Origin of the sequence: Legionella birminghamensis, from assembly GCF_900452515.1 — a bacterium.
Lineage (GTDB): Bacteria > Pseudomonadota > Gammaproteobacteria > Legionellales > Legionellaceae > Legionella_C > Legionella_C birminghamensis.
In genome coordinates, this window is record NZ_UGNW01000001.1 from 1,710,109 (window position 1) to 1,722,781 (window position 12,673).

A 12,673-nucleotide genomic window follows, 5' to 3' on the forward strand; every position below is an offset into this window, starting at 1 on the left:
TCATCCGTATTACTCCCCATAAACTGCCAGTAAAATCTCCTCTTCAAGCGCTTTAGCCACAGCAATCGGTTTATCGACACCGTTAATTATGATCGAAAATGCCAGAGGGTTTTTCCCTGGGCGTATGAGAAAACCGGATAAGGACGATACATCATGAAGTGTTCCTGTTTTGGCATAGACAAGCTGATTCAAAACTGTTTTATTCATACGTGCTTTGAGGCTGCCAGTACTTCCTGATTGGGGCAATGCGTTTAACAGGATACTGCGTAATTCCTCATTTTGATATAAATCTGTCAGCAAGTTAACCATTTGTTCTGCTGTCACCAGATTGTAGCGGGTACCTACGCCGTCATAAACTGAAATCTTATTCACATCAACCTGGGTATTTTTACTAAGGATCTGCTTTATTGCGAAAACACCCTGCTTATAAGACCCCTCGCCAGTCACACGATAACCTAGTTCCTTGGTAAGGCTGTTGGCGTAAAGATTATCTGATTCAAGAAGCATGTGAGTAACCAACTGTGTTAAACCAGGCGATTCCAGCCGGGATATTGTTTTAGCATCCGCCGGCACTTTACCAGTGATGATATGCCCTTTTAGAATGATATGCTTCTGCTTCAAATAGTCTCGGATAAGTTCCTTGGCTCTGCCAACAGGCTCTGGAATAGCCAATTTCATTAATAAAGGATCTTTGTATTGAGTCAGGCAGCCATATAATTTCAAAGTATTACCCGTCAGCACATCAATATTCATATTGCAGTGATTTTTTTCAGTTTGAGCCGATACACTACGCACTTCATTAATAATGTGTATCGGGTTATTAGGTGACTGCGATTTAATCTGGACAGGTTTTCCCAACTCCTTCGCACTGATGAATTTAAATGCCACTGCATTTTCATCGAGAATTGCAGCGGTGTCCGGTGCAGCATAATACCAGCCCAAATCATCAAAGGAGGTTCCACTGGGATAATACGGCGGTTTAAAATGGGAGACATCGACAATCAGATCGCCCTTTATGTTTTTGGGCAGTTTTGCAAGCAGCAATGTCAAATCATTGCTGGTCAATGAGGGCGAGCCGTTAAAAACAATATATACATCATCCCCTTTGCTCATTAATCGTGTTTCAAATTTATAGCCAGGACTTAATTGATACAGTGCTGCAGCAGCTGTCAACAGCTTCATACTGCTAGCTGGTGCCAATAATTTTTCAGCATTCCTGCTGTATACAACTTCGTTGGATTTCAGATCTTTTACCAGAACAGCCACAGTAGCCTGGGGTAATTTTTTTTGAATCAGCTGTTCGATCTTGTTATTGGACTCTGCATAAAGCGCAGAAGTAAATAATAGAAAAGTGCTGAATATAATGGCAATCCGCACATTGACCTCCTTTCAAAATAATGAGTGTTAGACAGTCGGCGCCGTGGCTGCCGGTGCTACAGGTTCTTTAGACACCTCTGCAGTGCCCATTCCCAAAGCAAGAAATCCATTGTATCCCATTTCCAGTAATAGATAGGCCTTGCATAGAGAGTGCTCATCGGTCACACATTCCTGGCCTTCAAAATAAAGGGCAATAAGCAATCCAATCTGGGATAAGGCAATTCCAGCCTCCAATCCATTCAGAATCTTTTCACTCAGATGTGTTGAAGTGCAAAACATCGTATAAAGAGATGATCCGGCTTGCACTATTTTTGTTGGGATTGAAGTGACATCGGTATTGCTGATTGCTTTTTCCACAACCGTCGCAAAAGCAGAAATTTTTTGGCTCTGGCGATGCGTTGATGAAGACTTATAGTACTCTGAAAACCACCCTGACATTGCTTAATTCTCCTGAAACTGCAGGTCAGCCACTATACTATGTTTTCCTGGAAAAACTCAATTTCGCTTTCATGATACAGATGCCCTATAATTAAATACCGTCTTTGTGAAGAAAGTGAAACATTCAGAATAGTGGTCCTTCGCATGGCTCGCAATGACGGCAGTTCATCTTTGTAAACACGTATTTCACAGTAAGAATTCAATGACCGTTAATTATAATTTGATCGAAACATCTGGAGTCCCCATTAAAGCCTGGACCCGTGGGGTTGCCTTTGAAAAAGAAGCGCAGGAACAATTGGAAAGACTGGCCAGATTGCCGTTTATTTACCGCTGGATTTCAGTGATGCCTGATGTGCATTGCGGAAAAGGCTCCACTATTGGTACCGTTCTCCCTACCTTAAAAGCAGTAATCCCTGCCGCTGTTGGGGTCGATATTGGCTGTGGAATGATGGCTTGTAAAACGGATTTGTGCGCCACAGATCTTCCTGATAACTTACAGTTGCTGCGTTCTGAAATAGAACAGTCAATTCCACATGGCAGCCAGCCGGGGAAAACGATTGGTCAATGGAAATCAATTTCCTCTCTGATATCAGCGCACTGGCTTCCCCTGGAAAATCGCTTTAAGCAGCTATGCGAACGCCATCCACGCATTAAAAATAGCAATAATATTAACCAATTAGGCACGTTAGGCGGGGGCAATCACTTTATCGAAATTTGCCTCGACGAGGAACAGAATGTATGGTTAATGCTTCACAGCGGTTCCCGCGGTGTCGGCAATGTAATTGGCACTTATTTTATAGAATTGGCCAAACAGGACATGCAGCGGCTGGGTGTGTATTTACCGGATAGTGATATGGCCTATTTATCTGAAGGCAGCCGTTATTTTGATGATTATCTCATGGCAGTTTACTGGGCACAGGATTTTGCCAGGGCAAATAGGGAACTTATGATGACCGCATTAATCACCAGCCTTTCCCGAGTGCTTAATCGCCCGGTAAAAACAAATTTATTTGCTGTTAATTGCCATCATAATTATGTACAGATCGAAGAACATTTTAACCGTAAGGTGTATTTAACACGCAAAGGAACTGTATCCGCTAAAAAAGGCGAATATGGAATTATTCCCGGAAGTATGGGCGCAAAATCATTCATTGTGCGAGGATTAGGAAATCCCGATAGCTTCCACAGCTGCAGTCACGGCGCTGGACGCCTGATGTCTCGTACAAAAGCCAAAAAAAGCATTTCACTCTCAGAACACAGGCAATCACTTGTTGATGTGGAATGCAGAAAAAATGAATCAACTTTGGACGAAACTCCTTCAGCCTATAAAAACATTGAGAAAGTGATGGAGGCACAGAATGATTTGGTCGAAATTATTTTCACCTTAAAGCAAATCCTGTGTGTAAAAGGTTAAATCTTTTCTGTGTTAAGGCAATTTTTCTAGCTGGCGATCGCAGCTACAAAGCCCGAGATGATACTGATATAATCAAACAGGATATTCAACTTTTGAGGCTTTGCCATGGAACCATCCCGGGACGGTCAACCCCCTATAAAAAAATGCTGTCATTCTCACCAACAAACTACTCCTATTAAAGCGCCTCCAGGGTCAATATACACCTGCCCCATGCATCCTGAAATTCAACAAAGCACCCCAGGCAGCTGTCCAATCTGCGGCATGGCTCTGGAGCCCCTGACACTTAGTCTCGAACCACAGGAGAATATTGAATATCAGGACATGAAGAAGCGTTTTCTTATTGCTCTTATTGGCACAATTCCCGTATTTATTGTTGCAATGTCCGAACACTTCATTTCCTGGAAACTGTCCCCAACAATATCAGCCTGGCTACAGGCAATATTGACCAGTATCGTCGTTTTATACTGTGGCTGGCCTTTTTTTCTTCGTGGCTGGCAATCATTTAAAACAGGCCATCTCAATATGTTTAGCCTTATTAGCATCGGCACTGGAGCAGCCTGGATATATAGCATGGCAGCCCTTATTGTTCCAAACGGGTTCCCTGTAAAGCTTTATACAGCAGCAGGATACCCCCCATTGTATTTTGAAGCAGCAGCAGTCATTACCACACTGGTTATTTTAGGACAGCTAATGGAATTAAAAGCGCGCGCAGAGACAAGCACAGCCATTCGCAGCCTCCTGTCCCTAAGCCCGGCGACAGCCCATCGTTTGAAAGAGGGTAATGAAGAAGAAATCCCTCTGGATCAGATTGCAATGGATGACATGCTCCGCGTTAAACCTGGAGAGAAAATTCCTGTGGATGGCGTAATCATCAGCGGGCAAAGCTATGTGGATGAATCAATGCTCACTGGCGAAGCGATACCCGTTGAAAAAGTCGGCAATAGCGAAGTGATTGGCGCTACCCTCAATCAAAATGGCAGTTTTATTATGAAAGCAACACGAGTCGGCGCTGACACCTTGCTTTCTCGAATAATCACCCTGGTAAGTGAGGCACAGCGCAGCCGGGCTCCAATTCAGGGACTTGCTGATCTGGTGTCTGCCTGGTTTGTTCCACTGGTAATTGCGATAAGTATCGCTGCTTTTATAGGGTGGCTTTTCTTTGGGCCTGAACCAGCACTGAGCTATGCCCTTTTATCGGCAATCTCGGTATTAATTATTGCCTGTCCCTGTGCGCTTGGATTGGCGACGCCAATGTCAATTATGGTTGGTGTCGGTGAAGCAGCAAAACGAGGTATCTTAATTAAAAACGCTAAAGCCCTGGAGATAATGAGTAAAATAGATACGCTGGTGGTTGATAAAACAGGTACCCTGACAGAGGGAAAACCCAGCCTGGTGGAAATCATATCACTCTCTGAAGCGACCGAAAATCAATTACTTGCCATGGCGGCAGCCCTCGAATCTTCCAGTGAACATCCTCTGGCCCATGCGATTATCACAGCAGCTAAAGCGCGATCTTTAACCTTGCCAGAGGTTCAGGATTTCGAAGCAATTCCCGGCGAAGGTGTACGCGGAATCATAAATGGACAAGCGATAAGTATCGGTAATAATCGACTAGTTGACACGGCTTCCGAATATAGCAATTCGCATCAGAAAGAAGCGATCTGTATCTATATGGCATTAGATCGCAAACCGGTTGCTGTTTTCGCCATTGCTGATGCAATCAAACCCAATAGCAGTGACCTTGTCGCTGCATTAAAAGGGCGTGGCATTACGGTCATTATGCTTACTGGCGATCGCCAGAAAACAGCACAGGCAGTTGCTGAAAAGCTTGAAATTGAAAATGTTATTTCCAATGTTTTACCTCAAGACAAAAGCAAGGTGATAAGCGGTTTGCAATCAGAACATCGCATCGTGGCCATGGCTGGCGATGGGATAAATGACTCTATCGCCTTGAACCAGGCGGACGTTGGCATCGCCATGGGAACTGGCAGTGAAATAGCCATCGAAAGTGCTGACTTAACCTTGTTAAAAGGTGATTTGGCGGGCATTTTAAAGGCCTATGATCTTTCCAAATCCACGGTCAGAAATATTAAACAGAATTTGTTTTTTGCTTTTATTTATAATGCTTTGGGCGTTCCGATTGCCGCTGGAATACTCTATCCATTGACGGGTACACTGCTTAATCCTATGATTGCAGCCGCAGCGATGTCCCTGAGTTCGGTATCAGTAATTATTAATGCGCTAAGACTACGAAGCTAGCCATCATTGCGAGCCTTGGCGTTAAGAATCCAGATCGAAGCTTCGTGCAGGCATGGTTCTGGATTGCCTCACTTTGTTCGCAAAGCCGATCTAGGAGGGAGATGGAGCTTGTGGCTCAGGTTCAGCTTCCACACCCTCTTCTCTTACCGCCTTCACTTCAGCTTTGAAGTTCAAAAATGAAATTGTGTTCTTCACAGTTGAAACACTATGCTGTGCGGGTTCTTCTTTGGGTTTCAGGAAGGATATATAGTTTCCTATCCAGGCCAGTAATTTCTGGATTTGGCGGCCAAGCCAGCTTTTACTGGTCGATGATAAGTGATTCTCTGCGTTTTCGACCAGATTCCTGGCTGTCTGCTTGAACTCATTGAGATCCTTTTTATCATGCGACTCCCCCGTAAAATACACCATGCCATGCATGGTTAGATTATCGGCCATGTTTTTAATAATCGCCCTATCGGCATTTGAGACTAGGGGGGATTCAGCCTGCATTCTTAAGTCGGCAATTGCTGTAAAAAAGGCACGCTGGTTTTCTTCTTCCCGTTCAAAATGAAGGACATCATTGACCGAATGCATCGGAAAAATATTATATTGCTGCGCTAATGCTGCCAGGGAATGTTTCAGCGGAATCTTAGCGGCAATCAGCGCTTCCTGCATAGCAATGTCGTGATCCAGAATTGTATTTTTGTAGATAGCAGTAAACTCATTTTTTTCTTTATCAGGCAGCCCATCTACCAGACTCATTAAATGAGCAATCAGTACTCTGCAGCCTAATTTAGAGGGAATTTCTTTACTTTGTAAATCATCAAGCATCACCAGATGTGTAATTAGTTGCTCAAACACAGGAGAGTTGCTCACTGCGAAGTCACTAAACTGGCTTAATTTTACCAGAATCGATTTGATGTTTTCCTCAGGGATACTGGCGTAATCAGGATAAGTCTGCTTCCAGAGCCCAACCATCTTTTCCAGTTTCCAGGCGTTCTCCGGCTTCTCAATGCCTTTGGCATTTGTCATCAGAGCATCCAATACTTCACCTGCTGTTAAGAGTTTGCCCACTACATCCAAATATTTTTTTAAACCAGCTTCATTGGCAAAAGGAATTCTTTGCAGGGCATCATATTTCCAGACAAGAGCATCTTCTTTCGGAGATGGCATAAGCTTCTTTTGATTCTGTATCAAACTGCTAATAACAATTTCTCCATTTTCCAGAAATGATTTAATCTCAGGGTTTTCACTTAAAAATCCAGGAAGCGCCTGGGGATTGTTATTTTCAAGAAAGTCGCGGAGAGTTAAATTCTTTTTAGCCAATTCATCTTCCATACCGTGTAAAAAGCCCATAATCGATTCAGCATGATCCGGAACAATGCCTTTTAAACGCTGCGCAAAAAGATCGCGATCAAAACGGTAGAAACCCAGCAAGGTATCAATTTTTGGAAACTGATAAGGAACAAGCGGTTTAAGCACAGGCTGATTATTGATCTTAAATGCTTGCTCAGTCATCAATTGAGTCATGAATTCCTTCGCTGCCTCATCACCCTTAAAATGAACCAGATCATTACGCTTCCAGACCCCTTCTTCTTTGTTAAATGTAAAATCAATACGCAATGAGCAGTCGATGGTATGAATTAATGTTTTCCTGTCATCGTAAAACTCCATATTTTTAACAATAACAGTTTGGGCAAGCTCATCCCCTTCCTTGCTAATGTCCCATACTATTGAATCGGTATTCCATTGAACAAATATCCCCCTCTCCGATAATTGCTCGTGAATTGCCGCCCCCTGCTGCGGGCTGATAAAGCAGTTTGCTGCGTAATAAATATGCTGTGATTGTGCTTTAATGAGCTTTTCTGCTTCATCTTCCGAAATATCCAAAGCTGTTGCAATTTGCCCAGCTAGGGCAGAATTCTTTTCCAGATCTAGCTTTTGTCCATTAATCGTCAGATTTCTTTCCAAGTCCTTTAGCATCTGGGGTTTATCATTTTCCTTAATTTCGGCTATTTCTTCTAAATTACGACGATTATTCAGTAATTGTGGATTCTGTGTTGCAGCAATAGAGATATCATCATAGCCAATTTTATTTATAAATCGCTGCCTAACCGCTAGCAATTGTGTTTTCAGGTTGTCTATGGATTGAACAGGCTTCAATTCACTGTAGATAGCGTGTGGAGCTTCAACAGTGCAGACAGGGCCCATTGCGTTCCATGCCTCAAACTCGGGGCTATTGGTTGACCCTCCGGAGGCTATGAAGTCTGTAGGCATCTTCGTTTCGAATAGTTCTGCTGGTCCTGAAAAAAATAAGCCATAGAGAACAAATTGGTCGCGTGAACTAAGTGCATCGTCTTTTGGTAGATTTTTTAAAAATTCATCAATTCGGGAATCAAATCCATAGCCTTCTTTCAAATTGCCATTGGAGTCAAAATAAAGGCCTAACTTAGGATCAGTGATCTTGATTTTACTCGTACCATTCCAAAGCCCTTTGGGGCCGTCAATAGCCTTAGCCATTAATGCGGGGTCATCTATGGTTTTTAAAATTAAATCAATTAACTCAACTGCTGTAGTGAGTTTCATTTCTTTTTGAGTTTTCTCTGGCATTTTCATACACATTAACAGGTGTTCATACTGTTAGTTTAATGCATGAGGCTTAAAAGAATGTTAAGTAAGTTGAAATATTTTGATAATTTATTGAACAGAACCAGGCTCACGGATGCGGGAAAATTTCTTTGATCGCGAACCCGTCCTAAGTTCCATAGCTATCTTCACAAATGCATTAGCTATCGAATCCCCGCGGCAACGACCGCGGGGCCCACACGAAGCCTATTTAGAATACCGATTTTGCTAATTGAAGGATCATATTTGAAAGACTTGTTCCTAACTGCTTTTAATTGCTATCTACGGCAACATTGGATTTATTGAGAGCATTCAGCCACAAGACATGGGCCCCGCGGTCGATGCCGCGGGGATTCGACTGTATTTATGTGGATAGCTATGGGTCGCCGCCGCGGGGATACGGAGCGGGAAAAACATTTATGTAGATAGCTATGCCTAAGCTCATAGTTTCTCCGATGTTTGTGACAGAAAAACAAAAAACCACCCCAAGGTAGTTTCTGATGTAGACTAAAGATGAAATCGTTCATTCAAAATTGTATTCCCTGCATAGTCCAACCCGTATTGACGAGCTATGGATGCCATTTCTGCGGATGTGATTCACGCATGATTAATACTGCAATAAGGCTAATCAGAAAACAAAGGGGCATGACCAATAAGGCTTTGTTGTAACTGGCTACAGTATAGATATGAACGCCTCTTACATTGATCAGGTCTGCACTTTTGTGAAGGAAGACGCCAACCAGGGGTTGAAACACAGCGCCGCCTATAAGAACCGATAAATTGTTAAATCCGGATGCCGTACCGACTAATTCAGGTGGATTATTATCCTTGACCACTGCAAAACTGACCGTCTGCCCACCCGCTCCGAGGCCTAAAAGGAATAAAATAAAATACATCATATTAATGCTGGCCTGTGGAACATACAGCAGAAATACGGTGGCGATTAATCCGCAGACAGAACTGATTCCCAAGGCCAGTTTCCGGCTGTAGATTCGATCGCTAACCCAGCCAAGCAAGGGGCTGCCAACACCAATTCCCAGCCAAATCATACTGCATAAACCCGATGCAGCGATTACTGAAATTTGAAATTTCTGTTGCAGATACGGTACCCCCCAAAGGGCAGCAAATACGGCGATTGGCGTCCAGATGGCGCAAGCATATAAACCCGTTATCCAGGTGTAGCGGCGTCCACAAACCTGAAGCAGGCGGCGCCACTCGTCCCTGAAGCGACGGTTGGAGGGCGATTGCGTCTGCTGATTAGGGTAATCCCTGATGACAAACCAAATCAGCGCTGCCAAGGCTAACCCTACTCCAGAAAGAATAAAACTGGCAGCCCGCCAACCCACTAATTCAATTAAGGCAGCCAATGGCATTTCACCAAACATAGCCCCTACAGAACTCATCAACTGGGCAACACCGGCTAAAATAGCGAATTGATGGGGAGGAAACCATCTGGAAAGTAATACCAGTACGCCAATAAAAGAAAAAGCAGAACCGATACCGATTAGAAAACGCCCCAGAGCCGCAGTAGTAAGACTGTCAGTTAATGCAAAAAAAAAGGAACCCAGGGCGCAGAGGATTAGCGCATAGGTCATTAGTTTTCGTGGCCCATAGCGATCAAAAAGCAGTCCCGCAGGCAGCTGCATGGGTGCATAGGCATAGAAATAAAAAGCAGAAACAATCCCAAAACCTGCGGCACCAACCTGGAAGGTATTCATCATCGGATCAGCCATTACACTGGGGGCTACCTGTAATACAAACTCATACAGATAAAAGCTGGCAGACAATAAAAAAATGATGTAGGCACTAAATTTATTTGCCTGTTGATAATGGGGATAGTGCGCTGTCACACCAATGTCCTGAGTGTCGAATCAAAAGGCACATTACACCCATTCGTATTTCTTTTGTCAATCCCCGCAGGATAAATTGCCCCCAGAACAGCAGGATATTTTGCCCCTGTAATTGATTTTAAATTGGAAGGAATATGATTTATGGTTTTAGCGGCAAACCAGGCAAACATCATTGCTTCAATGTAGTCGGCATGCACATTGAAATCATTGCTTGTTTTGACAGTACAATCAAAAAGCAGCTCCTGCAAATGCTGCATTAAAGCGTCGTTATGTGCCCCCCCTCCGCAAATTAGTGCAGTGACGGGTTCTTTAAATGCATCCTTGATTCCAAGAGCTATTGTTTTCGCCGTCAGAAATAATAAACTGGCCTGAACATCCTGAGGGTTATAATCGGCCTGCAGACAGCGTTTTAACCAATCAATAGTGAAATACTCTTTACCAATGCTTTTAGGCGATGGCCGTTTAAAATAGGTATCCTGCATTAATTGTTCAATCAACTCAGGGATTGGCTTGCCCCCCTGTGCCCACTCGCCACCATGATCATAACTTCTGCCTAAATGATGCCTTATCCACTGATCCATCAGGCAATTGCCAGGCCCCAGATCAAAGCCCGTTACTTCCGTTTTATTGAATAAACAGGTGATATTACTGATGCCGCCAATATTCACTACGGCTAAAGGAGTGCCCAACTGTTTGAAAATCTCCTGGTGATAAGCCGGTGCAAATGGAGCACCTTCGCCTCCGACGATTAAATCCCTGGTTCGAAAATCCGCAACAACGCTAATTCCTGTGTTTTCAGCAATCGTATGTGCGCAGCCAAACTGAACGGTGTAGGGAATTGAGGCGCTGGAATCATGACAAAGTGTTTGCCCATGACTGCCAATGGCATGAATCGAATGCCTCTTATCCTGATTCCTGGCGATAAGCGCCTGGGCTGCATCAGCAAACTCTCGTCCGATTAGAGTATGCAGTTGGTTAAACTCGGCAGCGCTTTTTTTTTCCCCTTGGGAGGCAGAAAGTATGCTATTTTTAACCTGATCACTATAGGGTCTGGTCAACCCGTCAATAAAATTATTATTTTCATCGATAATGGCGGCATCAATACCATCCATACTGGTACCAGACATCAACCCCAGATAAAATTTCATCAGATTTCCAGTCGTTTATTTTTAATGGTGCGAATCCTTTAGTTTAATATGAATTACAATTGCATGCTATGCTAAGATAATTGTAAAAATGAGTTACAGGTTGTTATGAATGACAAATAATAAGCTGATTTATCTGGGATTCCTCTCCTCTTTTTGCTTATTAACCTTCGACTCTTATCAACCCGCCCTGCCTGCTATAACGGCTTACTTCCAGACAACCCCCGCATTGGGACAGCTCACATTAAGTCTTTTTTTCTTCGCCTTTGGTGTAGCCCAACTCTTTTGGGGTCCCATTATTGACTATTTTGGACGGCGGAAAGCGCTTTTTTCAAGCCTTTACCTATTCATCATTGCAACCGTAATTTGTACTTTCGCAAACAGTATAGAAATACTGATTTTTGCCCGCATTGTTCAAGGTTTCGCTGCCTGCAGTTCCAATATCATTGCATTTTCCACTGCCCGGGATGTAGAGGGCAATAACGACAGGGCGCGTTTGTTATCTCATCTTTCCATGATTGTAACAGCCTCCCCCATTTTTGCCCCCCTTATCGGCTCAATTATATTTGTAAACTTTGGCTGGCGGGCGAATTTTGTGTTTATGGGCTTTCTCGCTGTCGCATTGTTCCTCACCTCGATCCCTTTTTTAAAAGAGTCCCATTATTGGCAAAAGACAGAGAATAATGTCTGGCATTTTTTTAAATATTATAAGGAAATTTTGTGGCATAAAAAGTTGTGGATAGGAAACATTACGGTCACATTTACCTACACTTGTTTAATGATTGTTGTAGTGAATGCAGCGTATTTGATCATCGATAATTTAAGCTATTCACCTCAGCTTTTTGCAGTTATTTTTGCATGTAATGGCCTAAGCATCATCGTGGGTAATTTTGTTGGGATTGGGTTGCGGGAATACCAATCTTTAGTCTGGAATATTCGATTTGGTAACGCATTGATGGTGGCTGGTGCATCATTGCTCCTACTGTTGTATTACCTATATGGGATTAGTATTGTTTCATTAAGTCCTGTTTTATTGCTCACTTTCGGATTAAGCATTTCAAACCCTCCGACAGTTTCATTAATTATGGCTGACTATACCCAGCAAGCCGCCACAGTCCTGGCCTTTGTCAATACATTTCGCCTCTGCATGTCATCCTTGCTGGGAGGTTTTGTTGCTGCCTTCCAGATAGCCTATCCCTCTCTGTTTGGCATTAGCCTTTTATCCTGCTCCCTGATTGGTTTAATAGCCAGCCTCTTTTGTAAAGAATAAGTGATTGAACGGATGAACTATACTAAAGAGAAGCTTTACTGTCTTAATGGAACTATTACAGGAGAGTACTATGTGGAAATACCTCATTGCCTGGCTGCTAGGTGTCCCTCTTAGTGTGCTTGTCTTGATTTGGCTTTTAGCGCGTGTTTTTTAGTATTCTTTCCGAAACCCCGCGGCATCGACCGCGGGGGCCCACACGGAGCCTATTTAGAATATTGGTCTTTCCTAATTAAGGGTAGTGTTTTTTTGATTGCTTATTCAGTCTCTTTTCGCCAACATTTAAACTCATTTGGGGAGTATGCTCCATCAACAGACA

At 43.3% G+C, this 12,673-nt stretch carries 8 protein-coding genes; 3 read left to right on the forward strand and 5 right to left on the reverse strand.

Annotated elements, in window-relative coordinates; all coding sequences use genetic code 11:
- Positions 1–9: 9 nt before the first annotated feature.
- Positions 10–1,377, reverse strand: coding sequence for a D-alanyl-D-alanine carboxypeptidase/D-alanyl-D-alanine endopeptidase (dacB, locus tag DYH42_RS07245; protein ID WP_058522963.1), 1,368 nt, complete (start codon positions 1,375–1,377; stop codon positions 10–12).
- 27 nt (positions 1,378–1,404) lie between these two features.
- Positions 1,405–1,815 (reverse strand): hypothetical protein, encoded by a 411-nt coding sequence (locus tag DYH42_RS07250; RefSeq protein WP_058522962.1) that lies wholly within the window; start codon positions 1,813–1,815, stop codon positions 1,405–1,407.
- Positions 1,816–2,017: 202 nt separating this feature from the next.
- Between DYH42_RS07250 and DYH42_RS07255 the strand changes: the two genes are divergently transcribed.
- Both DYH42_RS07255 and DYH42_RS07260 read left to right on the forward strand, forming a co-directional pair.
- Complete coding sequence (locus DYH42_RS07255; RefSeq protein WP_058522961.1) at positions 2,018–3,229, forward strand: RtcB family protein; 1,212 nt, start codon at positions 2,018–2,020, stop codon at positions 3,227–3,229.
- A 105-nt stretch (positions 3,230–3,334) separates the two neighbouring features.
- Positions 3,335–5,488 carry a copper-transporting P-type ATPase gene (locus tag DYH42_RS07260; protein WP_058522960.1) on the forward strand — a complete coding sequence of 718 codons (2,154 nt, stop codon included), beginning with the start codon at positions 3,335–3,337 and terminating at the stop codon, positions 5,486–5,488.
- Between the two features lie 90 nt (positions 5,489–5,578).
- On the opposite strand, the gene DYH42_RS07265 is transcribed toward DYH42_RS07260, so the two are convergent.
- From DYH42_RS07265 to DYH42_RS07275, 3 genes are all read right to left on the reverse strand, one after another.
- Positions 5,579–8,077, reverse strand: a complete 2,499-nt coding sequence (locus DYH42_RS07265) for a hypothetical protein (protein ID WP_058522959.1) — start codon at positions 8,075–8,077, stop codon at positions 5,579–5,581.
- Positions 8,078–8,661: 584 nt separating this feature from the next.
- The gene (locus DYH42_RS07270; RefSeq protein WP_237758979.1) at positions 8,662–9,942 is read right to left on the reverse strand and encodes an MFS transporter; all 1,281 of its coding nucleotides are present in this window, start codon (positions 9,940–9,942) and stop codon (positions 8,662–8,664) included.
- Entirely contained in the window at positions 9,939–11,090 is a 1,152-nt protein-coding gene (locus DYH42_RS07275; RefSeq protein ID WP_058522957.1) for an anhydro-N-acetylmuramic acid kinase, read from the reverse strand. The genes DYH42_RS07270 and DYH42_RS07275 overlap by 4 nt, the downstream gene beginning before the upstream one ends.
- Positions 11,091–11,199: 109 nt before the next feature.
- On the opposite strand from DYH42_RS07275, the gene DYH42_RS07280 reads away from it, so the two are divergent.
- Complete coding sequence (locus tag DYH42_RS07280) at positions 11,200–12,357, forward strand: multidrug effflux MFS transporter (RefSeq protein ID WP_058522956.1); 1,158 nt, start codon at positions 11,200–11,202, stop codon at positions 12,355–12,357.
- The last annotated feature ends 316 nt before the right edge of the window (positions 12,358–12,673 follow it).

Coding starts and splice junctions, on each gene's coding strand:
- DYH42_RS07265 (WP_058522959.1), bottom strand. CDS start 8,077: ATGCCAGAGAAAACTCAAAAAGAAATGAAACTCACTACAGCAGTTGAG.
- DYH42_RS07280 (WP_058522956.1), top strand. CDS start 11,200: ATGACAAATAATAAGCTGATTTATCTGGGATTCCTCTCCTCTTTTTGC.
- DYH42_RS07275 (WP_058522957.1), bottom strand. CDS start 11,090: ATGAAATTTTATCTGGGGTTGATGTCTGGTACCAGTATGGATGGTATT.
- DYH42_RS07250 (WP_058522962.1), bottom strand. CDS start 1,815: ATGTCAGGGTGGTTTTCAGAGTACTATAAGTCTTCATCAACGCATCGC.
- DYH42_RS07255 (WP_058522961.1), top strand. CDS start 2,018: ATGACCGTTAATTATAATTTGATCGAAACATCTGGAGTCCCCATTAAA.
- DYH42_RS07260 (WP_058522960.1), top strand. CDS start 3,335: ATGGAACCATCCCGGGACGGTCAACCCCCTATAAAAAAATGCTGTCAT.